Consider the following 25,123-nt stretch of genomic DNA (forward strand, 5'->3'; position numbering starts at 1 on the left):
AAGAATAGAAAGGCAAAGTGTTACTGTTAAAAGTTATATTCGATACCTAGACGGGCAAACGCTTTTTTGTCCTCTAGATTGCCCGCATCGTGCTGGCCAATACGAAGATAAGGCAAGAAACCATTCTTCGAGTACATTAGCTGGCCGGCAATCACTGAATCACTATCATCGACATCGGCATTGTTGTCTAAATCAGAATCGCCATTTGCAGCATAACCTAAGCGGTAACCCCACGGACCATTCCAGTACTCACCAACCACTGAGATTTGATCTTGCTCTGCCTCAGTCCCCTTGTTAGCTCCCGCGGTGTTGTACACGCCATCATTATATTTGTAAGCGGCAGACACCTTAAAGCCACCTGGAAGTGGAATTTCAACCCCAGCTAAATACGCCTTGGTATCAATGTCACCCTCATAATTAGAGTTATATTCGTACCCACCATGGAGGGTAAATGCATCCGCTAACGTATAGTGTGCCGCGGCCCCAAAGTGATTTGAGCCTTTGACATCTTTATCGCCACGTCCCACTGACACGTCAAAACTAAAGCCACTGAAATCTGGTGAGTCATAACGCGCAATATCGCCTTTACGATCATAATGCGACTTCGTGTCCGCCCCCCAGTCAAAAACGCGGCCTAACCCTGGGTTAGAATAGGGCCAATCGACCACTTCATACATTGGTGTCAACATACGACCAAAACGCACTTGGCCCCAGTCTCCTTTCATACCAATGAAAGTATCACGATTACCCAATGTCGCGCCTGTTCCATCTTCACCGACATACCCTGACTCAATTTGCATGAAGATATAAACGTCGTCATTAAACGCCTTACCGGCTCGAACCCCGACGCGAGACTCATTTTCATAGTCGTAACCGTTACCATCTTCTTGGTTGAAGGCTGAAATAGCCGCAACACCATAAAGGTCAACATTGTAGTCAGTTAAAACACCAACCACACCTTCGTGGTCGGCGGCCATTGCGCCAGTTGATCCTAATGCAACCACTGCACTAATAAGCGAACGCTTAAAAATCTTATTCATGAAAGACTCCTGCTATCTGCAAGATACGGGCTTTGCCTCGTTGATTTATTAAGTTTTATCGAGTGCAAAACCGATTTGAAAGCTGAGAAACGTATTTCAGCTTTCCCCCGCTGCTTACACATTTCGTGTAACCACACCTTCAGACTAATTACGCAAAGAAAAATATCAATCACGACTTAATTTTTAATGCGAATAATATGAACTAGAGCATGTTTTTGACCGTTTTATGACATAGATCTTATCCGCCAAAAAAACAAAAACCTTTAAAAACAATACGTTAAATAAAAACCCCAAAGTCACAGCACCCACAGGCAAGTACTTTCATGCAAATAATATGAAATGAATATCATAAAATATGGATAGAAAATCACGTCAAAAACGACAAAAACCATACAACTTATTTTTATTACGAAATTAACGAGAAGGAAATGGATAAGGAAAGGTCTTTTTTTACATAAAAAAGGTTTTTTTATCGTCAAAAACGGCAAAAAAACGCATGAAATTTAGGAGTTATGTAATTTTGTTATGAAAAATAACTACGACTTAAACTATGTTTTCGTCATCGGTATTCCCCCGCGACAAAGCCTTGTCTCGCGATTGAGGGCTTTTTGCATCACCGCACAACGATCGCTGTTGCATATTGAGCCGTACTCGCCGTTATAGAAAAACTGATGCGCATCAAAAGTTAGGTTGACCTGTCACTCAATCCGCAAATTCGCATGATAAATTAGTCAATGAAGCGTTAAGCTCACCCTATAGCGCAACATATCACCACGCCATGGCGAAAAAGGATCCCGGCATTAATGAAAGGACTACGTTGGTTTTTACCCCTTATAATTCTCGGTCTTGGCTATCTCGGCTATACCGCCATCGCGGCCACAGAGTCCGCCCCCCAACAAGGTGACGCGGCACCGCCACCGCCGATTGTTGAAACACGCGTTGTGCAGCCCACACAACACCAAGTGCTCTTGCGGGCCCACGGCGAAGTTACCCCGTTAGAAACCACGCAGCTTTCTGCCCAAGTGTCGGGTGAAGTGGTTACTTGGCATCCAAACTTCGTTGCCGGTGGCATTGTTAAGCGTGGCGAGGTGCTGCTTTCCATTGAGTCAGATAACTATCAAGCCGCAGTGTTAACTGCCGAGGCCGATCTGGCCAGCGCCAAAGCAGCGCTAATTGAAGAACAAGCCCAAGCGGCAGTGGCAAAACGTCAGGCAAAAAGCCTTCCTCCCTCACAAGTCACCGATCTCTACTTACGCAAGCCACAAGTACTCAGTGCAAAAGCCCGGGTAAAATCCGCACAAGCAGCATTAAGGCGTGCACAACGCGATTTAGACAACTGCCAAGTGACGGCCCCCTACGATGCTCTCGTGGTGTCACGCGACATCGGTACCGGCCAATACATCAGCGCCGGGACGCATGTAGGCACGCTTAACAGCGTTGAAGCTGCGGAGATCCATCTGCCAATTGCTGGCTTCGATAGCCTTTTTCTCCCCAAGCCATTGCCAGGTACTGATGTGTACTTAGTTCGCAACGGCAGCGAACCGATTCAACGCCAGGCAAAGCTTGTGCGCGATCTAGGCATCGTCGAGCAAAGTACGCGAATGATGCGAGTGGTAGTGCGCCTTGACGACCCATATGGCATTCAATCGGCTCAGCCAGCTCTTCCTTTTGGCAGCTATGTCGAAGCAACCTTCAAAGGAAAGACGTTAGAGCGCGTATTCAAACTGCCCCAGTCTATAATCAATAACCGTCAAGTGTGGGTGGTTGATCAAGCCGGAGAACTCTCCCCTCGCACTCTGCGTGTCGTAAGAACCGAAGGTCAATATATCTACGCCGATCAGGGACTGACACCGAATGACCAAGTCGTTACGACACCGCCAGAGTTCCCAGAGCCAGGCATGACAGTACGGCTGGCATCCGAGATATCAACGGAGGGCGACGATGAGTAACACTGACGCACACTCGCGCGGGATCATTGCCTACTTCGCCCACAACCCTGTCGCTGCGAACCTGATCATGGTGTTTGTTCTGGTTATGGGGGTGGCCAGTTATTTTTTCATTCAACGCCAGATGTTCCCTAACATCGAGATCAACTATATCCATATTACAGCGGACTATCCGGGGGCATCTCCACAAGAGGTCGAAGAAAGTATTCTGGTTAAAGTCGAAGAGGCCATTAAAGATGTCACTGGCATTGAATCAGTGGTTTCAACCGCGCGGCGTGGCTTTGGCCAAGTAGAAATCGAAGTGGATGTTGGCGAAGATCTTAACCAAGTACTTGATAGGGTCAAACAAGAAGTCGACGCTCTGTCTAATCTTCCTGCGTCGATGGAGCCACTTAACGTTGCGCAAGTGGAGTTTCGCCAAACAGTCATTCGTATGGCAGTGGTGGGCAATAAGCCACTGACTGAACTTAAGCGCGCGGCACAGGATATTGAGGACGAACTCCTCCAGCTTAAAGACGTCACCTTGGTAGAGCTTAGTGCCCCCACCTACGAAATTGCCATCGAAGTCGCGCCACGTATTCTGCGCAAGTATAACCTCACGCTCAATCAGGTGAGTGATGCCATTGCCCGCTATTCTGCCAATTTCTCTGCCGGTGAAGTGCGCACCGACAGCGGCATGATTGCAATTCGCGTCGAGAACCAGCGTTATCGCGGTGACGAATTTCGCCAGATCCCAATCAAAATCGGCCCGAATGGCAGTCAGTTATTGCTGCAGGATATTGCCACGATTAAAGATGGCTTTACAGAGGGCGAACGCTATTTTAAGTACTCGGGACAGAACGCAATTTTTCTCTCGGTGAACGCCACAGCGAGCGAAAACATGGTCACTGTCGCTGATGCAGTCAAAGGTTACATACAAGATAAAAACGCAGCATTGCCCGCCGGGCTCGCGCTCAAATCGGTGGTCGACATGACACACTACCTCAATGCACGCCTTGATATGATGCTGAAAAACTTATTACAAGGTGCTGTACTGGTCGCTTTGCTACTCACATTATTCTTGCGCTTTAAACTTGCTCTCTGGGTGCTTATCGGTTTGCCTGTGTGTTTTCTTGGTGCGGTCATGTTAATGCCAGTGATTGGCGTCAGCATCAACATCGTCTCGCTGTTTGCGTTTATTATGGTGCTGGGGATCGTCGTCGATGACGCGATCGTCATCGGTGAAAGTGTCTATACCGAAGTGGAACACAAAGGCGGTGGGATTCAAAACGTTGTCGCCGGGGCGCAGCGTGTTGCCACCCCTGCCACGTTTGGCGTGCTCACCACCATTGCCGTTTTTGCACCTTTTATCATGTCGAGCGGCCCTGAACGCGCCTTTTTCTTTGGCATCGCGTCAATCGTCATCTTGTGTCTCATCTTTAGCTTGGTAGAGTCGAAGCTTATTTTGCCCGCTCACTTGGCGCACACCCACTTTTCCACGCCAAAATCAAATAGCTTCCGCTCGCGTTTTAATCGGCAATTCCATCGCTTTGTCAATGGACCATACCGCCGCGCCGTCACCTTCGCGGTACATTGGCGCTGGTCGGCTTTCGCATTGTTTGTTGCCTTATTAGCTATCAGTATTTCGTTGGTGGTTGCCAGCCACGTGCGTATGGTGCCGACGCCCAAAGTCCCGCATGATTTTCCCAATATTCGCCTTGAGATGAACAATAACGCCTCGAGTGAGCAAACCATTGCCGCACTCAAAGCCATTGAAGGCATGGTCTACCGCGTCGATAACGCCACAGAAGCCGAGACGGGCCAAGCCATGGTGCAAGACACGCTCGTATTTAATGAAGGGCGAACCTCGGGACAACTGGTGATCCCTTTAGTCGATGATACATTGCGCCCCTTTACCACCTTCGAACTGTCGCGGCGCTGGCGTGAGGCGATGCCGGAGATCCCAGGAGTTAAAAAACTCACCATTCAAGATGACGTGAATGGTGGAGAGCAAGGTGATGAGTTTGGCTTTCTCCTCTTTGGGCCCAACATCGACACACTCAATGCGGCCGGACGTGCTTTAATGTCGCGCCTTAACCAGCAAGCGGGTCTTTTCGATGTGTCCTCATCCATCGATTCAGGCAGTCAGGAAGTGCTCATTTCCCTCACGCCCGTGGCTCATGATCTGGGGCTGGATCTCACCACCATTGCTCAACAGGTAGGAGGGAGTTTCTATGGCGGGGAAGCCCAACGCCTAATCCGTGACGGTGAAGAAATAAAAGTCATGGTGCGTTACCCCAAATTAACGCGGGAAGCATTTTCATCACTGCGATATGCCGTGATCACCACCCCAGCCGGTCAACAAGTCATGTTGGGCGATGTGGTGAAACTGGAGCAACAACCCGGTGTGAGTAGCCTGCGCCGCGAAGCAGGATTTAGAACGGTTTATGTCTATGGGGCAATTGATGAAGAGTTAGTCGAACCCAATCAAGTGGTTGAGACGATTCAACAATCGGTGATCCCTGAAGTTTTAGCCGATTATCCGGCTGTTACCAGTGAACTCAGTGGCTCAATTGAAGAGCAGCAGGCACAGCAAGATGAACAAATGCTGTTCTTTGTCGCCGGCATGATTGTGGTCTATGCGTTATTAGCCGTGCCTTTAAAAAGCTACACGCAACCGCTGATTATTATGTCGGTGATCCCTTTTAGCTTGACGGGGGCCATTTGGGGACATTATTGGTTTGATATCGATTTAAGTATGATGTCGACCTTTGGTTTGATTGCCGCCGCGGGGGTGGTGGTCAACGATGCACTGGTGATGACGGATTATATTAATCGAGCGCGCAATGCGGGAGTTGCGATCAAAAAAGCAGTGATCGACGCAGGCTGTGCCCGCTTTCGGGCGATCACACTGACGTCTATCACCACCTTTGCTGGGGTACTACCCATCATGTTTGAAACCAGCCTGCAAGCGCGGTTTGTGATCCCAATGGCCGTTGCACTTGGCTTTGCGGTGATGTTTGCCACCTTGCTGACGCTGTTTCTGGTGCCCTGTTTATATCTGATGTTGCAAGATATTGGACAACTGCTGCGCCGACTTACTCCCGGCCTTTCCTCATCACCGTCAGAGCCTAACGCGCAATAAAAGCAGTTCCGAGCGCAGCGCCTTGTGCGCCATGTTTGTCCAGCTGGTGAGCAATGGCCGTCATCGCTAGCCAGCGGTTTTCGCACCATGAAGGGGCCAGTAACGTAGGTGGGCGCGCGCTCGCAGACACGCGATGATACACCACGTCAGGGGGCGTTCTCTGGATCATCATCGTGGCACTGTCAACGTAGGCGTCTAACGTGATGTCGCTTTGACGTCCCGCCCGCCACGCTTTCGCCATGGTACTGCCCTCTACAATATGCAAAGGGTGCAATTTGATGCCATCGGTGCCTGTGCTCACGACACGGTCAATCGTTGTTTGATGGTCGGTGATATCCTCACCAGGCAAGCCAACAATCAAATGCGTGCATACTTTGATGCCGAGCGCACGTGCTTGTCGGGTGATTCGCTCGTACACCGCCACATCATGGCCGCGATTAATGCGCTTCAACGTCTTATCATGCCCCGTTTGCAAACCAAGCTCCAGCCAGACTTCAAACCCTTGTTGACGATAGTCCGCCAGCAGCGTTAACACCTGGTCAGGCACACAATCTGGCCGTGTACCGACACACAGTCCGACCATGTTTTCACGCGCTAATGCTTGCTCGTACAGGGCCTTTAATCGCTCTACTTCATCATATGTACTGGTGTAGGCTTGAAAATACGCCAGATAACGACGTGCTCGGTCTACTTCTTTGGCGCGTAGGCGCAATTGATCACTAACGGATTGGTGCTGCGCGGTTTCATCGGAAAACGACGCGACATTGCAAAAGGTACAGCCTCCTCGCCCGAGCGTGCCATCGCGGTTTGGACAGTTAAAGCCACCATGCAAAGTGAGTTTATGGACGCGTTCGCCATAGCGGTGTTTTAAATCTTGGCCAAGTGTATTGACGAGTTGGTGCAGCTCCATGACGCCTCAGCGATAAAAGACAAAGGCGAGATTCTAACAACTGTTGTTGAGGAGATATTGGTGCGGATCAAGCAAGAGCGAGCTTGTCCTAAAACAACAAACCCGCCTTGGTGGCGGGTTTAGTCGTTGGCGGGTATACCGATTAGGCTTTGGCTTTCTTCTTGCGCTTATCAGTGACTTCCCACTGACCGTCAACAAAGAAGGCTGACCAGCCTGTTGGTTTACCGTCTTCCTCGCTGCGCACGTAATTCTCTTTTGTTTTACGTGCAAAACGAACCACTGTAGGACGTCCATCGGGATCTTCCTGCGGGGCATCGGCAAGGTATTTAAACTTGTCCGAAATGCGGTCTTTAAAGCGGTGAAGCTCTTCCACCAGCGGTGCACGCGTTTCGCGAGATTTCGGGAAATTACTCGCGGCCATGAACAGGCCAGAAGCACCATCTCGCAGCACAAAGTAGGCGTCCGAGTTTTCACATGGCAGCTCTGGGAAGTGCACCGGATCCTCTTTCGGTGGCGCTACGTCACCATTTTTGAGGATCTTACGCGTGTTTTTACATTCCTCGTTAGTGCAACCCATGTATTTCCCGAACCGGCCATTTTTCAGCACCATATCGTTACCACATTTGTCGCACTCCACCACAGGCCCATCATAGCCTTTCGGCTTAAACTCACCTTTTTCAACTACATAACCTTCACAGCTCGGGTTATTACCACACACATGCAGCTTGCGATGCTGATCAATGAGGTAAGAGTCCATTGCCGTTTCACAAATCGGGCAACGCTTCATCGCCCGTAGATCAGCGGTTTCAACGTCCTCTTCGAGGACATTGACGATGCCATCTTCATCCATCAAATTGATGGTGGTTTTGCATCGCTCTTTCGGTGGTAATGCGTAGCCCGAACACCCGAGGAACACCCCAGTCGATGCGGTACGAATCCCCATTTTACGTCCACAGGTTGGACAGTCGATATCTGTCATTACCATGTAGTTGGGCTTCATTCCGCCTTCGTCTTCATCCTGCTCCGCTTGCTCTAGCTCAGCGGTAAAGTCAGCAAAGAAATCGTCAAGCACCGCTTTCCAGTCAGCTTGACCTTCAGCGATTTTATCGAGCGACGCTTCCATACGAGCGGTAAAGTCATAGTCCATCAAATCGGCAAAGCTTTGGTTGAGACGATCAGTGACAATCTCGCCCATTTTCTCAGCATAGAAGCGACGGTTTTCAACTCGCACATAACCGCGGTCTTGTATCGTGGAAATAATAGACGCGTACGTCGATGGACGACCAATGCCCGCTTTTTCTAACTCTTTGACCAAGGCCGCTTCGGTATAACGGGCGGGTGGCTTAGTAAAGTGTTGTTTCGGATCAAGCTTGTCGAGTGTCAGTGATTCACCCACCTCAACCGCTGGCAAGGTTTGATCTTCGTTTTTACCAGAAGGACGCTGTACCCGAGTCCAACCGTCAAAGCGCAGTGTGCGTCCTTTTGCTTTCAAGGTGTAATCGCTCGCATCGACCGTCAAGGTCGTCGAGTCATATTTTGCCGGTACCATTTGACAGGCCACAAACTGGCGCCAAATCAAGTCGTACAGACGATGCGCATCAGGGTCCATCCCCTTTAAATCACTGGCATTGACACCCACATCAGAAGGCCGGATGGCCTCGTGCGCTTCTTGGGCATTGGCTTTGGCACCATACACGTTCGCCGACGCTGGTAAGTACTTCTCACCGTATTCGCTGGCAATATGGCCACGAGCCGCTTCGACCGCTTCTTTGCTGAGGTTGGTCGAGTCGGTACGCATGTAAGTGATATAGCCGGCTTCATACAAGCGTTGCGCCAACATCATGGTTTTCTTCACCCCAAAGCCGAGACGCGTGCTTGCCGCCTGCTGCAATGTTGAGGTGATATAAGGCGCCGAGGGCTTACTCGTTGAGGGGCGATCTTCGCGATCACGCACCACAAAGCTGGCGTGCTCAAGCGCCGACACCGCCGCCATTGCCTCATCTTTATTTTTCGGCTTAAAGGCTTTGCCATTTTGTTGCGCCACGAGCAGTCGCAACGCCTGCTCTTTCGGTGTGAGCGTGTCGGCGTGCACATCCCAAAATTCTTCGGGAATAAAAGCTTTTATCTGATGCTCACGTTCAACAAGCAGCTTTACCGCGACCGACTGCACACGACCGGCCGACAAGCCTCGCGCCACTTTTTTCCATAGCAACGGCGAGACCATAAAGCCCACCACACGGTCGAGGAAACGCCGCGCTTGCTGTGCGTTGACACCGTCGATATTGACGTCACCCGGTGCGTCAAACGCCTGTGTGATCGCATTTTTGGTGATCTCATTAAAGACCACGCGTTTGAAGCGGTCGTTATCACCACCGATGAGTTCGCGCAGGTGCCAAGCAATGGCCTCCCCTTCGCGGTCCAAATCCGTTGCGAGATAAACGTTGTCGGCTTTCTCAGCCAGTGACTTAAGCTCGGCGACGACTTTTTCCTTACCGGGCAACACTTGGTATTTTGCTTGCCAGCCATTGTAAGGATCAACGCCCATCTTGTTGATGAGYGCCTTCTGTTCTTTTTCTTTTTTAATGCGCGCTTTTTCTTCGGCGCTGAGCCCTTTCGTGGACACAGGTGCGGCCTTTTTACCGCCTTGCGWCGCTCCAGTTGGCAAGTCACGAACATGTCCGACACTCGACTTCACCACGAAGTCTTTGCCGAGATATTTATTGATCGTTTTCGCCTTTGCTGGGGACTCCACGATGACGAGAGATTTGCCCATAATGACCTAATTGACGCCCTTTGCGCTAAAACTGTCGAAAATTCGTTGCGTTGCACTTCCATGCCGGAGTGCCGCTATCTGTTTACAATATTGAGCGAGTCTAGCCGAATATCAACTAAATTCGCAGCAAAACACGCTGATTGCTCGTCCCTTCCACAATTGTTAAGCAATTGTGATGGTAATATCCCGATTGTTCTTCATGCCGGTTTCCGGCAAAAACGCGCTAATCATTACCATTGCCGCACGCAAAATAGCTAAATGGATGCGGTAATCTTTGGCTTGGCTCACATTATTATGGCTATTTCGCTCATTATCGTGCGCCTGTTACCCCTATTTTCCTTCCGTTGTTTATCGCCCAACGCTAACAGGCAGCACTCGGGGAGTGAGTTAAACCAACGGACGCTGACCACGACTAATCCATTTTAGCAGCACACGATCTGCCACCTCCGCGGATGCGCCAGCAAGCTTTTCAGCAATGTTTTTACGCTGATGGTAAGACACCGACAGCACTTTTCGCTCGTTATTCGCCGCCTGGAACAAATACTCGTCGCTGGTACAGACCTCATCAATCAATCCCAGATCCAATGCTTGGTTACCAAACCAGTGTTCACCGGTGGCAACCTTATCGACATTAAGAGACGGGCGGTATTCGCTGATAAACGCCTTGAACAGGCCATGGGTTTCTTCCAGTTCCGTTTTGAACTTCTCGCGCGCTTTGTCAGTGTTTTCACCAAACATGGTTAGCGTGCGCTTAAATTCACCGGCGGTCAGCTGCTCAAATTCAATATCGTTCTTCTTAAGCAACTTGTTAAAGTTGGGTAGCTGGGCAATCACCCCAATCGAGCCAATGATCGCAAACGGCGCTGCAATCAACTTATCCGCGACGCATGCCATCATATACCCGCCGCTTGCCGCCACTTTATCGACCGCCACGGTTAAGGGCACGCCTGCTTGACGGAAGCGTGCCAGCTGAGACGCCGCGAGGCCGTAGCCATGCACCATACCGCCGCCACTCTCGACGTTGACCAAGACTTCGTCCTGTTCGGTTGCTACCGACAAAATCGCTGTGACTTCTTCTCGCAACGCCTCCACTTCGCGGGCATCGATGCTGCCTTTAAAGTGGATCACAAACAATTGTGGATCCCGTTGAGCCGATCGCTCGTTTTGCTTTTTGGCTGCGGCTTTTTGCGCCTTTTCTTCTTTCTTCTTGGCTTTTTTCTCGTCTTTCTCTCGCGCTTTTAACGACGATTCATTGTACAAGTGCTGCTCTAGCGATTGACGATAATGCTTAAACCGCTCAGTTAAGTCAGTGAGCTTTAGGCTACCTTTTTGCCCCCCTTTGTCGCTCGCGGCGCGCACTAAAGCGACCAATACAAATGCCGCTAATAAGAAAGTGACGACTTTTGCCAGAAAAAGCCCATAATCCGCAATGAAATCCAATGTTGTATCCTCTTTTTTGTCGCTATGTTGGCAATGYCGTTAACCGTACATCACGCACTTGGTTGTCACACCTTACCCGCAACCTTACAATAATCTACGTTTAACAATAAATAAGGATTTATATCGTGGACTACCAAGTAAGCTCAAACGCGCTTGACGGGCGTGTGATTTTGGTGACCGGTGCGGGCGCTGGCATTGGCCGCCAAGCCGCACTTAGCTATGCAGAGAAAGGCGCCACCGTCATCCTTCTCGGCCGCACCGTGAAAAAACTTGAAGCAGTATACGATGAAATTGAAGCAATGGACGCACCGCAACCTGCGATTATCCCATTAGATATGCTGGGTGCCACGCGTCAGCATTATTTGGATATGGCAGATACGATTGAGCAGCAATTTGGACGCTTGGACGGCGTGCTGCACAACGCCGGTCTTCTCGGTGTGCTCAGCCCTTTCGATCAAATTGACGAAAAGTCACATGACGATGTGATGCAAGTGAATGTCAAAGCCACCATGCTGATGACGCAAGCCCTGTTGCCATTGTTGAAAAAGTCTGATGATGCCCGCGTGGTGTTTACCACCTCCACCGTCGGCCACCAAGGGCGTGCTTACTGGGGCAGCTATGCGATTTCTAAATTCGCGACCGAGGGCATGATGCAAGTGCTGGCAGATGAAATGTCTGATACCAAAGTACGTGTCAACGCGATCAACCCAGGTGGTACCCGCACCAGTATGCGTGCGAGCGCTTTCCCAGGGGAAGATCCAGAAACACTGAAAACACCATTGGATATTATGCCGCTCTATCTGTACCTCATGGCGCCAGAGGGCATTAAGGAGCATGGTCAGTGCATTGATGCGCAGCCAAAACGTTAAGCAAAAGCGCCCCCAGCACTGGGGGCGCTTTGCTAGATGGTGGGTTAAAAGTCAACGCTGAGTGTTGCCTTGACATTTCGCTCATCACCATACCAACAGTTCAACTCATCAAAACAGCTGTAAGTGGTTTTATCGAATAAGTTTGTCGCAGATAGGGACACTTTTGCACCTGATAGCGACGATGATGCTTGCGAGAGATCGTAACTCACCGCTGTATCAAACACGGTATAGTCGGGCACTGTAAAGGTATTGGTTGCGTTACCCTGTGACTCACCCACATAACGTGCGCCCACACTCACGCGTGTCCCCGCACTGACTTGATGATTCAACCAGGCACTGGCGGTTTGCTCTGGCACCCAAACTGGGGTCTTGCCCTCTAGGTTAGGGTCATCCGTGATCTCCATGTCAATATAGCCATAAGTTAAGGCCACATCCGTCTCTACACTAAGTGCATGATTAAATTCGACCTCTATGCCACGAGAGCGAATTTCACCGGTTTGGATTTTTGCATACGAGTCATTGGGATCGTTCACCAGCGCATCTTGCTTTTTAAGCTCGAACAACGCCACGTTGACGCCCGTACTACCGTCTAGCGACAAGTACTTGAGGCCGGTTTCCCATTGTTTACCCGTGGAAGGGTCAAACACATTACCCCGATTATCCATATCGGTTGGTTCAAAGCTTTCTGAGTAACTCAGATAAGGGGAAATGCCGTTGTCAAACTGGTACATCGCACCGGCACGGAATGCCAGATTATAGTGACGAATGTTTTTCTCTGAGGCACTACTTAAGGTTTGCTTGTCATCTTTTAACTCGTACTCGTCGTAACGTGCCCCAGCGAGCAACACCCATTGGTTCCACAAGATCTGATCTTGGGCATAGAGGCCAGTCTGTGTCACTTCAATATCATGGTCTTCTTGGTAAGCAAAACTGAGTGAGTCGGGGTTAACCTGGTTATTATCGGGATCGAAAATATCAATATCCGGCACCACATTCGCCAACGTATCGTCATAGTCAACGTCGGAAGACATATCTTGATAATCAATACCGAACAAGGTGTAGTGCTGTGCCGACCCCCAGTTCAAATCACCAGAAAGCTGTGTATCGACCACCCAAGCCGCCATTGTTTCATCGGTTAAGTAAGCGTTTCGCGGATAGTGGCGGCCGTCATCGCTTTTTTGGTGATACATGTTTTTTTGTAGCAAATCAGCATCTGTGTAGCGTGCCGAGTGCAGTAACGACCAGTTTGATGAGAGCTGGTGCTGCACCTTGTAACCCAGCATCAGAAACTCACGATCATAAGTATTCCAGTTGTTGTCACCGGAAAAGCTATCGCTAGAAAGGCTGCCTTGGTCACTATGCAATACCGAGCCGTTGGCCGGCAATGAGGTATAAATGCCCGCCGCTGGATCCGCTTGGTAATAAAGATTAACGTTCACCAACGTATCTGGCGACACCCGCCAATCTAGCGATGGGGCGACGACATAACGCTCTTCTTCTGAATCGCCCGCTTGGCCATCTTTTTGTCGTGCCAGCGCCACCATCCGGTACGCCAATGGAGTGTCAGAAATCGCACCAGTACTGTCAACAGACACTTCACGCAGTGCATCAGAGTCGGTGCTCATCGTCACACGGTGCGCCGCCTCTTGTTTAGGCGTCTTGGCGATCATATTCACCATCCCACCCGGTGGAATATTCCCGTATAACACCGACGTCGGCCCTTTAAACACCTCCACTTGTTCAATCGCAATCGGATCGATTTGTGGCTGTAAATTCCAGGTGTTGTAAGGTACCGCGAGACCATCAAAAAAGTTCTGATAGTTGATAAAACCACGAATATTAAAGAGATCGAGTCGCGTGACGGCCCCACCCCGCAGTTCAGTATTTACACCCGGTGTGTAACGCACCACTTCGCTTAGTGAACTGGCTTGACGCTGTTCGATGGCCTCTCGGTCGATGACAGTGACCGCTTGAGGCGTTTCTTCTGGTGCCAGTACTGTTTTAGTGGCCGTATTGCGGTAGGTGTCGCCTAAGACTTGTATAGTTTCCATCTCGGCGTGTTGCGAGTCGGCATAAGCTGATGGCAGCATCAAGCTCCCCATGACCGCCATCGCTAACGGGGACAGTCGCCATCTGGCAACCTGCTGCACGCGTGCACAACCCATATCCATGATGATTTTCCTCTTAATGCAAATTAAACGTAAAACGGAATCATTCGCATTTTAAAGGTGTGCATGGTGAATACTGTTCATTTTGGTGCATGATGATGACAATCCAGCGGGATCCAGTACGTCATTACCGCGTCATCGGCTTCTGGTTGATATCCAGGCGGATAGACTTCAAGCTCGATACCATCCGTGCATCGGTACCCTGAGGCAGGCAACCAATGATAGATAAAGGTATGCAAGGTCTTAGGCAGTTCACTCACGGGTCCCAAATGCGTAATCACCGCATAGGTCGCCTCTGGCACCGTCCACGTGGCTAAAGATGGGATTGGCAGCGCGTCTTGCTGCTGACCGGCGAGGTAGGGTAACGGGGTTTGAAGTGTATCAGCGCTGGCCACATCAATCGCACCAATGCTTGGCTGACCAACATCAATCAACCCAGCCTCGTGCGCATCACGCCACAGCTTAGGCACCACGTCAGTAAAATCGGGCTCAGGTGCAAACAAGCCTAATATAGGCGACGTCTGCCCTACCAGCGTGATCGATGATCGCGTTTGAATGTGCACCGACAGCCAAGACGGATTGGGAGTCGCCAGTGTCGTAATATGCAGTGGTGTTCGAATACCATCCATCACCCCCCGCTGGCGATACGTACGAGGACTCACCCCGAACTGCTGACGAAATGCGCGGGAAAAATTCGYCTCTGAGGTAAACCCAAACGACAGCGCGATATCAATCACTCTATCGGACCGAGAGAGCAACTGTTTGGCGGCATAGCTAAGTCTGAGTTCACGCACATAATGCGCCACACTCACGCCCGTTTGTTCCGAGAACACGCGCTGCAATTGCCAGCGAGACCAGCAGCTGTGAGCGGCCAATTCACTGACAGAAAGCGGTTGGTCAAGGTTTGCGTGGATAAAGTCTAGAACCCGCTCGATACGATCAAAGCGTGCGGTTTGCTCTGGTGCTAATGCCGTTGTCATCACATCCTTTTATCGACAAAATTGTAAATAAACTCCAAGATAACACAAACAATAATCATTATCATAACTGAAATGAAAGAGGCCAACCGATACGACGGATAATAAGGCTGCAACTGTTATAGTGAGCGCGACGAGTTAGAGCGTCACACAGAAATAGAAAGCCCGGCACATGGCCGGGCTTTAGCGAACATCACGCAGACTTACTTACGCGTTCTTGGTTTGCCTTTACTACGCGGCGCGCCCGAGCGCTGATTGCCCTTTTTCGGGCTTCCGCCTTTCGGCCCTGCCGCAGGTGCGTTACCCCGACGAGCCTGACGTGTTTTCTTCGGCTTATCATTGCTATCGATGCGCTCTTCGTAACGGCGTACTGCACGACGGATCTTCTGGCGCGACTTTTTACGCTTTTGATCATCTGGCGTGATAACCGTTTGCGACTCTGGCTTCATCTCTACCATTTCGCGCAGATAATTCACTTCTTTCAGATCCATCTCACGCCAACCACCACGCGGCAGATCTTTTTCAAGATAGATATCGCCGTAACGTACACGCTTCAAACGGCTTACGGTCACACCTTGGGTTTCCCACAAACGACGCACTTCACGGTTGCGCCCTTCGGTAATCACCACATAGAAAGTGTGATTCATCCCCTCGCCGCCCGCATAAACGACATCTTCAAAGCGCGCCACGCCATCGTCTAGTTCTACGCCGTGAACAAGGTTTTTCACCATATCTTCGTTCACGTCACCAAACACACGCACCATGTACTCACGTTGCACTTGGCGGCTTGGGTGCATCAAACGATTCGCTAGTTCACCGTCGGTAGTGAACAGCATTAAGCCTGAGGTATTGGCATCCAAACGGCCAACCGCTACCCAGCGCGCATCTTTCAATTTGGGCAAGCGATCGAATACCGTACGACGCCCCTCTGGGTCGCTTCGCGTACACAGTTCACCCTCTGGCTTGTTGTATGCAAGAACGCGACACACAGACTCAGAAGGCGCATTAAGCTGCACCGCATGACCATCAACACGCACCAATGCACTGGGATCATCAAGGCGGTCACCCAGTTTGGCGACGGCACCATTAACACTCACCCGGCCGGCTTGAATGTATCCTTCCATTTCGCGGCGTGAACCTACGCCAGCACGCGCTAGCACCTTCTGTAATTTTTCGCTCATGTTTTTTACCTTACTGTCGCCTTCACAGGCGTCAATCAAATTTAGCAGCTCACAACCTAATAAAAGCAAGCAGCTACAAACCCCACTTTGTCAGAATAACGTACTCTAGTAGGTCTATATCCCGTTTTGTAGCCATAAATGTAGCCACTTTTGTAATCAGCAAGGATTATAAAGCAGAGTCACGAGGAGGAGAAGAAAAGATATGCTCTCGCTGGTAACTAAAATACACCTCGTAAGAAACCTGATGCGCCATCAAACACTGACCTAAAGCATCACTCATCCTGATAGAGCCGGTCATTTGGCATCGTGACCAACCTGACCGGCCTGAAAATGCGTTGAGAAGCGCAAATCCTCTATATTTCGTAAACCTTGCCACTGGTCGGCACACCTTGAGAGCTACGATAATGCCCTGCAACCACCTGATTTAATTCTAAATGATTAAACTCCGCATAGTTATCAATTGCGTCGCGAGTAAAGGCTTCGGACTCCTGGTGGGTAACGTGCGGTTGACTCTGCTTACGGTAGTAAGTAATGGGTATGGTTTTATCAGAACTCATACTTTGTACCATATAATTTGCCATGCTTGTCTCCTCCCTATTAAGAAGCGTCGTTAACGAGGCTTTTTAGCTCCTGAGAAGCCGCAGTGAAATACAGCTTAATTTGACTACGATCAGTGATGCCGTCGTGTTCGATGTCTCCAGCAATATTGTTTACGTCGCCAATGACAAAACTCAACGCATTGCCCACCTTACTCACCTTATCTGTAAGGTCGCTGAAGTCTTGGTTAAAATGCTGGGTCTGCATCAAAAACGATTGCTGTTGATTGATCTGTGTCTGGCAGTTTTTTATCTGCGATTCGAGCCCATGCACCTTATCTTGCGCTTTAGATATCAATACGCCCAACGCAATCAGTCCAGGCGCACCAAAAACACCCAACCCAAGAAGATAGTATTTTTTCTTATTTAACGCATCTAGCTCCTGTTGCTCACCCTGCAAATTAGACTGCAAGCCAGCAATGTTCGCCTTTAATTGCACACTGATTTTTTCCAGCGCCTGAATGTTTTGTGTGATACTGGCGTTGGCATTGCGAGTTTGTTGCAAGCTCTCCTGAACCAGCTGTTGCGTCGGTTTAGCCTGTTGCTGAATGTCATTGACAAAGGCTTGAAGTGCCGCCGCCGATTCCGTATCCACTAATTCAATTTGTTTTTTCAGCTCGTCTGAAAGTGACTCAGCAAACGAAAGGACTTGCGTCTGCATTTGTTGAATTTGAGGCAGGATATCAGTAACGGTGTTCTCGACACTCTGTTGAATGGCGATGGCATTACTGGGTAGCCCGCTAAACTGACGAATGATTTTCTCCGATGCCTGCATATTGGCAATCGCCTGAGACAAAATGCCATTGGTTGACGTTGTCATGAGAGTCTCCTTTTCGATGGTAAAAGCCGGTTTCCCGACTTTGCCATGATTTACGCAGCCAGATTACCGACGAAGTCTGCAATGGTGGTATTTTTAGGGACAGAAAGCTCGCTGACACCCGCCATTTGTGCTTTGATCGTGTTCACATCGGTCAGCACCGTTTTAACCGTGCCATCGGCAGCCGTCAGCCATAGTTCGCGCAGTGAATCTGTGCTGGTGATACCTTTGTCTAGATCAGCGATCATTGTGCCTAAGTCTGAAGTTAGCGCATCCCAAGCGTTAGCCATTTGAGTGGCTGCGTTTACCGAATTTTGTGCCTGAACTTGCAAGCCTCGATAACCACTACCAATTTGGCTAGCCAAGTTAACCTCAGCTTTCAGGTTGGATTTCTTTTGGTACAAATCCTGACGGGCATTAAGAGAGTTATGCAACACAATCGAGCCAGCTGTAATGCCTGCAGCCCCGGCAACCATCATGGCAACACCGCCGATGACAACTGGAGTAGATGTACCTGCGGTGACAAAGTCAGTCACAGCCCCAATAGCAGTGACAAACGCACCGCCAATCACCAATAAACCACCAGCAACAATCCCCGCAATCGCGCCATCAATAGCGGCATTGATTTTGTCGATTTCACCGTCCAACTGACTAAGAACACCATTATCCCCTTCCACCTTTGAATTGAGATCAACGACAATGGCTTGAAAGTTCTTCGAGTCAGTAATCAGATTATTATTTAGATCAACAATGATTAACTTTGTCCCTTTGGACGTTTCTTGATAGGCCAGCGCTTGATCTCGAAGTGCCTGCAACTGCTTAAGCCACTCTTGTTTTGTTGATCCCTTAGGAAGTACCGCTGGAATCGCATTATGAAGCTGATAGTAATTGGAGATATTTGAAATATTGGTAATTATTTGCGGCTGGATATCTGATAGATAAGAATTAGCATGTTTTTTTGCCGTATCTAGTCCATGATTAATTTGCGTTTCATTGTCTTTCAAATTTGGGAACTGAGAAAAATCAACGGGTACCTGCTGCAGCACACTGTTACAAAAGTTTTGAATTTGGAGTGCTTGTGAACTTTGATGCGCCATTCCTTGATTAACGCCAGTTGCTGTATCTGTCATGTTTTCGTCCTCTTACGCGTGAGTGATGCCATGTACCATGGGGATACCGGCATAAATTGCTTTGATACTGTCCATTTGATCCGAAAGCAGGCTCCACTGCGCTACACCTACCTCCAAAGCCTCGCGAATCACTTGAACCTGTTGTTCGTTGGTAGCCGTTGCAACAACTTCAGCGCTATTAGAAAACTGCTTTTCAACGTTCTGCCAGTTTTCTTCTAGCCCGCTCAATGCCTGATAAGTGCGGGAAAATGCCTTCACAAACAGGTTATTTTGAGCTTGAATTGACTTAACAACAGACAGCAAACTGTTGCTTTTGGCGAGCTGTGTGTACAAAACACCCAGTTTTTCGTTGTTGGTACGAAGCCCTCTCACTGATTGACTAGACTCACTGGCTCCCTGAGAGATGCCATTCAAGCCTGCAATCAGATATTGCATGTCGACTTTCGATTTATTTTCATCTTCGTTTTTTTTATCTTTTTCCTTGTCTTGATCTTGCTTCTTATCTGTCACATCGATACTGGCCAGTATTGTTTGACCAATTTTATTTACACCCTCACCCGCTTTGGTGCCACCGTCGACGATCCCTTGAATGTTTTGCGCAATCTTTTGATTCAGCGTTTCAATTGCTTCTGTTTGCTGCTTAATGTCAGCTGAGACGGACTGCTCTATCTGAGCGATAACCAAGTCATATTGCTTGTTGGAATAGGAGAGCTCTTGATTCATCACTCCGGCCTGAGCATATAAGCCTGCGGCATGAGTAGCGTACAGACGCGCCTGAGTGGTTAAAGCACTTAAGGTATGAACAATCTGATCAGCTTGAGCAAGTAATGCGCTGTTGCTGCTGGGAAGAGCACGCTGTGCAGCCGCAACTAACGCAGAGAAATTCGATCCATTAGAAAAAGTAGTGATAACAGCAGGTAGCACGAGCTGTAGATATTGATTGGCTTGCTGCCTCAGCTCCTCTTGAAATGCGCTCGATTTCACGGCCAAATCTGAGCTAAGCTCAAAGCTTGCCAAGTTTTGTTGGCTAAGAAGCAAGTTAGCATTTTTTTGTGTTATCAACCCACGGTTTGCAGCGCTCAAGTAGGCTGCTAACAAACCGGCATCTCCCGTATCGATAGTATTCACACCCGTCATTATTTTTCCCTCTAACTGGAATAAAAACAGTCTGTTAATCACATAGGCACTCTGGCTTAAACAGCACTAACACACCCTACTCTCCTACTGTATGGTTCTACCGCGAGAACACAGGAGAGTTAAGATGGAAGCATAGAGCGGATTGCCCACTTTACTGGGCATTTATTCTGATAATGTGTCAACCACGGCACTTTAAGCGTGTAGCTAAGCGACTTGTTTCACAATTCTATTTAGCGAGCTCAACAAATCATGGTTCGGCAGAGAGTAAACGCATAGAGGCTCAAAGAAAAAAACAAAGGATATGGTGAGTAATACGCGCAAGTGCACCAAAGATATCTATCAGTAATGCACTTATGTTTTGAATTGAGGATTTTGTGATGGTCTGTTCAGCAAAAATTTCTCCTTGTACCTGTCAGTTTTTAGGAGAAGCCCCAAAAACAGTAAAAAATGAGAAACCAATTGCGCTGTTATATGTAATGATTGAATGACTTAGACCCCATAAACAATCTGAAGGTTTCAATGTATTACCGTACTTTCAAGTCATTGCCTGTTGTCGCTGTGTTAGTAGCAACCAGTGGATTCAGTGCTCACGCAGAGTCGATTTATCCGTATAAAACAGCTGAAAAAAATGTCATCTATCAACGATTCAGTAATCGTCCGGCACAACCGTTAGCAAATGCCAAAGCCGCAGATTTTCAGTTGTTGTATAAAGGGCAGGACATTGCTGTCGGCTACTCCTCCGGAAATTATTATTGTAATGCAGAGCAGTTACCTACCGGGCTGGATACGGACTCTGCACGTATCATAGGCAGTTTCCTTGTAACAAATGTAGGATCATTCGCTTTGTGTAAGCAAACTGTAGATATCGACCTGGAGCATTTTCAGGCTCTGAGTCATCCGTTTTACCGAAATGGAAATACAATTTTACTGATTAGCGGCAAGGTACTGAAAGGCGCAGACGGTAAAACATTTAAGAGTGCCTACGGGCACGGATATGATGCAAAAAATTATTTCTATGTAGCGGAAAAAACGGTCAAAATACCCTATCAACATCAGGTGAAAATTTCTGAAGACTGTCGAGGTTGGGCTACGATTGATGGGAAAAGCTATTACTCCGGCGAGCTACGCAATGATGTGGATGCATCTAGTTTTAAATGCCTGAGTTTTAATGCTGCCGCAGATAAAAAAGGGTTTCTGATTGCAGGGAAGCGGAGTCTGGAATTTCCTGCTGACGTTGACATGAAAGCGCTTAAAGTGCTTGAAGGTAATTTTGTTTCGGATGGTCATTATGTCTGGTTTGCCGGTATTGAACCTTACTCATTTAAGGGTATTTCGGCGAAAACAGTGAAAGTGAACGGAACGACCATTTCTGATGGAAAGCAGAGCTGGCAGTGCGAAACTTATCACTCCAGTGGGCAGCCAATGTGTCAGAAAACTCAATAATGCAATTATCGGTTTATCTTCACTTTTCCGGAAGTATATTAACCAGCGAGGCCTTATTTGGCCTCGCTGAAGTCAATATTCCACAGCAGTACATCTGACAGGACTGAGCCAGTGCCGTTGTGATTGCCCGTGGTAATGGCCCCATAGCGCTTGCTCGCCCCGCCAGACGATATCACCTTGTTCATTACACAGCTCTTGCGGTGTGCCCGCGTGGTCGGTTCACGATGTAATGCAGCTCGCTGCCTTGCTCATGGTGGGTCACTTGCGCCATCGGGCGGAAGCTACCGGGCTCGTAGAGGTATTCGGTTTGCTGTAGGACTTGCCCATCAGCCGTGGCCTGTTGTTGCTGCACAATGTGCCCGCCGTCCCACAGGTAGTGAGTCTGTGTGTCGCTGTGCGCACATTCTTTGGCGATACGTCGCCCAAACGGGTCGTAGCGGTAACGAAAACGAAAACGACCAGTCTCTAGTACACGCTCTGCGCGGTCATGGCGGCGTTTTTGGCGCTGCGCACTAGTATGTTGGAGGCATCAGAAAGTGGACACCTCCAATGCAATACTGGAACGTGACGCTATCGCAGCTAGTCAGCAACCTCGAAGAGCGGGGTGAGGCTTCGGTGGGTGATGGGTGAGACAAAATTATGAACACCTTCTTTTTCAAACTCCCCTCTTCTTAGCTATCCGTCAAATCGTTCCGAGAAAGCTTATTTATAAGAGTCTTAGAATAGTCGATACTATTTGGGCCTTCCAGCTCTGGGTTAGCTAGGCTATAAACAACGCACTCAATCTTTTCTTCTTCAAACTCAATATCTTCCCTACACTCAAGCATATTAGCCCATTGTTCAACTGAGTCAGCATTAATATCTCCACATATATATCTATTCAATACATTTATAATATCAATTGATTTTACTATCAAAGGCTTTCCTTCATAGTCCCATGAAAATTCAGAGAGATATTCGGATAACTCATCTAGAGGCTTTGAGAGCGACACCAGATGTTTTACAGTTTCTAAACGCTTATTCATTACTCATCCTTATGGAAACACACCAGCATTCAACTTATCTTTCATATGAACAATATTTCCTTTAGGGTCATATGTTGTCTTGGAATATTGAATTGTATCACCAGCAGAATTTATCTGTTTTTCGTACACAGCTTTAGAACCGGGTACTCTTCCTGGAGATGTAGCTTGTACCGCAATACCATCATCTGGAAGTTGATGAAATTGAATGTTTTCTTTCGCATTCGCTGGAATCTTTTTCTTGAAACGTTTTATATTTTTCTGTTGAGCAGGGTTTGGGAGTGGATCGTCTAATGCCTTACCACTACTGCTACACCCCGCCAGACCCAACGGATCCACCCACTCCAGTGGGTTGGCAACATACGCCTGTGGCCTTAATCCACCTGCAAATCCTATTGGGTCGGGGCTAAGATACTGGCCACTGTCTGCATCGTAATAACGGTTTACGTTATAGTAAAGGCCCGATTCTGGGTCTTCGAGTTGTCCTTGGTAGCGAAGATCACACTGTATACTGTCGTTAGCCGCTTCTTCGCGTCGTTGCCAGTGGCGTTGTGATTGCCCATGGTAATGGCCCCATAGCGCTTGCTCGCCCCGCCAGACAATATCACCTTGCTCATTACACAGCTCTTGGGGTGTGCCCGCGTGGTCGGTCACGATGTAATACAGTTCGCTACCTTGATTATGGTGAGTCACTTGCGCCATCGGGCGGAAGCTGCCGGGCTCGTAGAGGTATTCGGTTTGTTGCAGCACCTGCCCGTCAGCCGTGGCCTGTTGTTGCTGCACACTATGCGCGCCGTCCCACAGGTAGTAAGTCTGTGTTTGGCTTTGCGCACATTCTTTGGCGATGCGTCACCCAAAGGGGTCGTAGCGGTAGCGATACCGCGTGCCGTTGGGCAGTTCAATGTGGGTTAAGGGTTTCTAGTACACGCCCTGCGCGGTCATAGCAGCGCTTTGGCGCGGTAAGCGCTCGTGTGAAAGGTGCCGGAAAAGTGGATACCTCAGGTATAGAACTATAACGTGATGAAATCGCAGCTGACCATTCACTTCGAAGGGTAGTGTTCAAAAGTCTGTGTCACTCCTATAGTTAACCCTCAACAGGGAGTGATACATCAATGTCCGACAAATACGAAATTGATATTCAAGCTTTTGCTAAGGCACTGCAATCTGGACAAGACCTCAACGGGAAAGATGGACTGCTAACGCCGTTGATTAAACAGATCACCGAAGCTGCTTTGGCTGCTGAGATGAGGTAGTGTTCAAAAGTCTGTGTCACTCCTATAGTTAACCCTCAACAGGGAGTGATACATCAATGTCCGACAAATACGAAATTGATATTCAAGCTTTTGCTAAGGCACTGCAATCTGGACAAGACCTCAACGGGAAAGATGGACTGCTAACGCCGTTGATTAAACAGATCACCGAAGCTGCTTTGGCTGCTGAGATGGATGAGCACCTGACCAAAGAGGGTCAGCCTAACCGCAAAAACGGTGTCTCTCAGAAAACCATCAAAACCGCTTCAGGCTCGTTTGAACTAGACACGCCCCGTGATCGCAACGGCTCTTTCGAGCCGCAGACCGTTAAGAAGTATCAGACTCGGTTAACCGATGAGATGGAGCGTAATATCATCTCATTATTTGCACTTGGGAATAGCTACAAAAGCATTCGTGAGTACCTTCTTGAGATGTATGGGACTGAAGTGTCCAATGGCACGATAAACGCCATTACAGACCGTTTGGTGCCTGAGCTACGCGCCTGGCAAGAACGCGAATTGGAGGCGGTTTACCCCTTCGTCTGGTTAGATGCTATCCATTACAAAATCAAAGAAAATGGCCGCTTTGTCTCTAAAGCCCTATACACAATCTTAGGGCTGAATATCGAGGGCAAAAAGGAACTACTTGGCCTTTATCTCTCAGAAAGTGAAGGTGCCCGTTACTGGTTAAATGTACTGACAGACCTACAAAACCGTGGCGTTAAAGACATCCTTATTGCCTCGGTCGATGGATTAAAGGGCTTCCCTGAAGCCATCGAAACCGTCTATCCCAAGACGGAGGTTCAACTTTGCATCATCCATCAGATCCGCAACAGCGTGAAGTACGTGGCCAGCAAAAATCAGAAAGCCTTTATGTCCGATCTGAAGTGTGTTTACCGCGCGACGACCCAAAACGCCGCAGAGCAAGCGTTAGATGAACTGGAAAGTAAATGGGGTACTCAATATCCACTGGTTATAAAGTCGTGGCGCAGCAAATGGGAAAATCTATCGGTGTACTTCAAGTACCCAGAACAGGTCCGCAAAGCGATTTACACGACCAATGCCGTTGAGGCTGTTCATCGCCAATTCCGCAAACTGACGAAGACCAAGGGTGGCTTTGCCAACGAGAACGCATTGCTCAAGTTGCTGTATGCAGGTATGTTGAAGGCGTCAGAGAAGTGGACGCATCCGGTGCAGAATTGGAACCTGACATTGTCCCAACTGAGCATCCACTTCGAAGGGCGGCTCGACGACTACGTAGATCTTTAAACGTTGGGTGACACAGAACTATGAACACCCTC

21 protein-coding genes and 1 pseudogene are annotated in these 25,123 nt (G+C 48.8%); 6 read left to right on the forward strand and 16 right to left on the reverse strand.

All coding sequences use genetic code 11. The features are described from left to right. Positions 1 to 26: 26 nt before the first annotated feature. Positions 27 to 1,040, reverse strand: coding sequence for a porin (locus BZG23_RS05140; protein WP_046073421.1), 1,014 nt, complete (start codon positions 1,038 to 1,040; stop codon positions 27 to 29). Between the two features lie 803 nt (positions 1,041 to 1,843). Here BZG23_RS05140 and BZG23_RS05145 point away from each other — a divergent pair. Both BZG23_RS05145 and BZG23_RS05150 read left to right on the forward strand, forming a co-directional pair. Next, a complete protein-coding gene (locus tag BZG23_RS05145) occupies positions 1,844 to 2,989 on the forward strand; it encodes an efflux RND transporter periplasmic adaptor subunit (protein ID WP_077606337.1) in 1,146 nt (381 codons plus the stop codon). Then, a complete protein-coding gene (locus BZG23_RS05150) occupies positions 2,982 to 6,110 on the forward strand; it encodes an efflux RND transporter permease subunit (RefSeq protein ID WP_077606338.1) in 3,129 nt (1,042 codons plus the stop codon). The genes BZG23_RS05145 and BZG23_RS05150 overlap by 8 nt, the downstream gene beginning before the upstream one ends. On the opposite strand, the gene BZG23_RS05155 is transcribed toward BZG23_RS05150, so the two are convergent. The 4 genes from BZG23_RS05155 to sohB all read right to left on the reverse strand — a co-directional run bounded on the left by BZG23_RS05155 (position 6,097) and on the right by sohB (position 11,233). Further along, a complete protein-coding gene (locus BZG23_RS05155) occupies positions 6,097 to 7,020 on the reverse strand; it encodes a TIGR01212 family radical SAM protein (RefSeq protein WP_077606339.1) in 924 nt (307 codons plus the stop codon). The genes BZG23_RS05150 and BZG23_RS05155 overlap by 14 nt on opposite strands. Before the next feature lie 142 nt (positions 7,021 to 7,162). Next, complete coding sequence (gene topA / locus BZG23_RS05160; RefSeq protein WP_077606340.1) at positions 7,163 to 9,793, reverse strand: type I DNA topoisomerase; 2,631 nt, start codon at positions 9,791 to 9,793, stop codon at positions 7,163 to 7,165. A 162-nt stretch (positions 9,794 to 9,955) separates the two neighbouring features. Then, on the reverse strand, positions 9,956 to 10,081 hold the full coding sequence (locus BZG23_RS16840; RefSeq protein WP_268794217.1) for a hypothetical protein: 126 nt from the start codon (positions 10,079 to 10,081) through the stop codon (positions 9,956 to 9,958). Positions 10,082 to 10,180: 99 nt separating this feature from the next. After that, entirely contained in the window at positions 10,181 to 11,233 is a 1,053-nt protein-coding gene (gene sohB, locus BZG23_RS05165) for a protease SohB (protein WP_077606341.1), read from the reverse strand. Positions 11,234 to 11,358: 125 nt separating this feature from the next. On the opposite strand from sohB, the gene BZG23_RS05170 reads away from it, so the two are divergent. Continuing rightward, a complete protein-coding gene (locus BZG23_RS05170) occupies positions 11,359 to 12,102 on the forward strand; it encodes a YciK family oxidoreductase (RefSeq protein WP_077606342.1) in 744 nt (247 codons plus the stop codon). Positions 12,103 to 12,146: 44 nt separating this feature from the next. On the opposite strand, the gene BZG23_RS05175 is transcribed toward BZG23_RS05170, so the two are convergent. The 7 genes from BZG23_RS05175 to BZG23_RS05205 all read right to left on the reverse strand — a co-directional run bounded on the left by BZG23_RS05175 (position 12,147) and on the right by BZG23_RS05205 (position 20,108). Then, a complete protein-coding gene (locus BZG23_RS05175) occupies positions 12,147 to 14,273 on the reverse strand; it encodes a TonB-dependent siderophore receptor (RefSeq protein WP_241837181.1) in 2,127 nt (708 codons plus the stop codon). Between the two features lie 77 nt (positions 14,274 to 14,350). Then, on the reverse strand, positions 14,351 to 15,250 hold the full coding sequence (locus BZG23_RS05180; RefSeq protein ID WP_077606343.1) for an AraC family transcriptional regulator: 900 nt from the start codon (positions 15,248 to 15,250) through the stop codon (positions 14,351 to 14,353). A gap of 200 nt (positions 15,251 to 15,450) precedes the next feature. Further along, the gene (gene rluB / locus BZG23_RS05185) at positions 15,451 to 16,428 is read right to left on the reverse strand and encodes a 23S rRNA pseudouridine(2605) synthase RluB (RefSeq protein ID WP_077606344.1); all 978 of its coding nucleotides are present in this window, start codon (positions 16,426 to 16,428) and stop codon (positions 15,451 to 15,453) included. 353 nt (positions 16,429 to 16,781) lie between these two features. After that, entirely contained in the window at positions 16,782 to 17,009 is a 228-nt protein-coding gene (locus BZG23_RS05190; protein WP_077606345.1) for a hypothetical protein, read from the reverse strand. 16 nt (positions 17,010 to 17,025) lie between these two features. Beyond that, entirely contained in the window at positions 17,026 to 17,844 is an 819-nt protein-coding gene (locus BZG23_RS05195) for a hypothetical protein (RefSeq protein WP_077606346.1), read from the reverse strand. A gap of 50 nt (positions 17,845 to 17,894) precedes the next feature. Then, positions 17,895 to 18,971, reverse strand: coding sequence for an HBL/NHE enterotoxin family protein (locus tag BZG23_RS05200; protein ID WP_077606347.1), 1,077 nt, complete (start codon positions 18,969 to 18,971; stop codon positions 17,895 to 17,897). Positions 18,972 to 18,983: 12 nt separating this feature from the next. Next, complete coding sequence (locus tag BZG23_RS05205) at positions 18,984 to 20,108, reverse strand: hypothetical protein (protein ID WP_077606348.1); 1,125 nt, start codon at positions 20,106 to 20,108, stop codon at positions 18,984 to 18,986. A 519-nt stretch (positions 20,109 to 20,627) separates the two neighbouring features. On the opposite strand from BZG23_RS05205, the gene BZG23_RS05210 reads away from it, so the two are divergent. Continuing rightward, the gene (locus BZG23_RS05210; RefSeq protein ID WP_077606349.1) at positions 20,628 to 21,551 is read left to right on the forward strand and encodes a hypothetical protein; all 924 of its coding nucleotides are present in this window, start codon (positions 20,628 to 20,630) and stop codon (positions 21,549 to 21,551) included. A 72-nt stretch (positions 21,552 to 21,623) separates the two neighbouring features. Here the strand turns inward: BZG23_RS05210 and BZG23_RS16845 are convergent, their stop codons facing one another. The 4 genes from BZG23_RS16845 to BZG23_RS05225 all read right to left on the reverse strand — a co-directional run bounded on the left by BZG23_RS16845 (position 21,624) and on the right by BZG23_RS05225 (position 23,356). Beyond that, complete coding sequence (locus tag BZG23_RS16845; protein ID WP_338013042.1) at positions 21,624 to 21,743, reverse strand: hypothetical protein; 120 nt, start codon at positions 21,741 to 21,743, stop codon at positions 21,624 to 21,626. After that, positions 21,736 to 21,903, reverse strand: coding sequence for a hypothetical protein (locus tag BZG23_RS16730; RefSeq protein ID WP_241837182.1), 168 nt, complete (start codon positions 21,901 to 21,903; stop codon positions 21,736 to 21,738). The genes BZG23_RS16845 and BZG23_RS16730 overlap by 8 nt, the downstream gene beginning before the upstream one ends. A 319-nt stretch (positions 21,904 to 22,222) precedes the next feature. Beyond that, entirely contained in the window at positions 22,223 to 22,576 is a 354-nt protein-coding gene (locus tag BZG23_RS05220; RefSeq protein WP_077606350.1) for a hypothetical protein, read from the reverse strand. Positions 22,577 to 22,585: 9 nt separating this feature from the next. Further along, positions 22,586 to 23,356, reverse strand: coding sequence for an RHS repeat domain-containing protein (locus BZG23_RS05225; RefSeq protein ID WP_241837183.1), 771 nt, complete (start codon positions 23,354 to 23,356; stop codon positions 22,586 to 22,588). A 329-nt stretch (positions 23,357 to 23,685) separates the two neighbouring features. Here BZG23_RS05225 and BZG23_RS16580 point away from each other — a divergent pair. Both BZG23_RS16580 and BZG23_RS05230 read left to right on the forward strand, forming a co-directional pair. Beyond that, a pseudogene (locus BZG23_RS16580) lies at positions 23,686 to 23,820 on the forward strand (IS256 family transposase); the annotation flags it as partial. A 62-nt stretch (positions 23,821 to 23,882) separates the two neighbouring features. Further along, positions 23,883 to 25,091 (forward strand): IS256 family transposase, encoded by a 1,209-nt coding sequence (locus tag BZG23_RS05230; protein ID WP_069586691.1) that lies wholly within the window; start codon positions 23,883 to 23,885, stop codon positions 25,089 to 25,091. Positions 25,092 to 25,123: the final 32 nt, after the last annotated feature.

The organism is Salinivibrio sp. ML290 (assembly GCF_001995695.1).
Classification (GTDB): domain Bacteria; phylum Pseudomonadota; class Gammaproteobacteria; order Enterobacterales; family Vibrionaceae; genus Salinivibrio; species Salinivibrio siamensis.

Coding starts and splice junctions, on each gene's coding strand:
- BZG23_RS05145 (WP_077606337.1), top strand. CDS start 1,844: ATGAAAGGACTACGTTGGTTTTTACCCCTTATAATTCTCGGTCTTGGC.
- BZG23_RS05200 (WP_077606347.1), bottom strand. CDS start 18,971: ATGACAGATACAGCAACTGGCGTTAATCAAGGAATGGCGCATCAAAGT.
- BZG23_RS05210 (WP_077606349.1), top strand. CDS start 20,628: ATGTATTACCGTACTTTCAAGTCATTGCCTGTTGTCGCTGTGTTAGTA.
- rluB (WP_077606344.1), bottom strand. CDS start 16,428: ATGAGCGAAAAATTACAGAAGGTGCTAGCGCGTGCTGGCGTAGGTTCA.
- BZG23_RS05230 (WP_069586691.1), top strand. CDS start 23,883: ATGTCCGACAAATACGAAATTGATATTCAAGCTTTTGCTAAGGCACTG.
- BZG23_RS05150 (WP_077606338.1), top strand. CDS start 2,982: ATGAGTAACACTGACGCACACTCGCGCGGGATCATTGCCTACTTCGCC.
- BZG23_RS05155 (WP_077606339.1), bottom strand. CDS start 7,020: ATGGAGCTGCACCAACTCGTCAATACACTTGGCCAAGATTTAAAACAC.
- BZG23_RS05220 (WP_077606350.1), bottom strand. CDS start 22,576: ATGAATAAGCGTTTAGAAACTGTAAAACATCTGGTGTCGCTCTCAAAG.
- BZG23_RS05140 (WP_046073421.1), bottom strand. CDS start 1,040: ATGAATAAGATTTTTAAGCGTTCGCTTATTAGTGCAGTGGTTGCATTA.
- BZG23_RS05175 (WP_241837181.1), bottom strand. CDS start 14,273: ATGGATATGGGTTGTGCACGCGTGCAGCAGGTTGCCAGATGGCGACTG.
- BZG23_RS05190 (WP_077606345.1), bottom strand. CDS start 17,009: ATGGCAAATTATATGGTACAAAGTATGAGTTCTGATAAAACCATACCC.
- BZG23_RS05205 (WP_077606348.1), bottom strand. CDS start 20,108: ATGACGGGTGTGAATACTATCGATACGGGAGATGCCGGTTTGTTAGCA.
- BZG23_RS05195 (WP_077606346.1), bottom strand. CDS start 17,844: ATGACAACGTCAACCAATGGCATTTTGTCTCAGGCGATTGCCAATATG.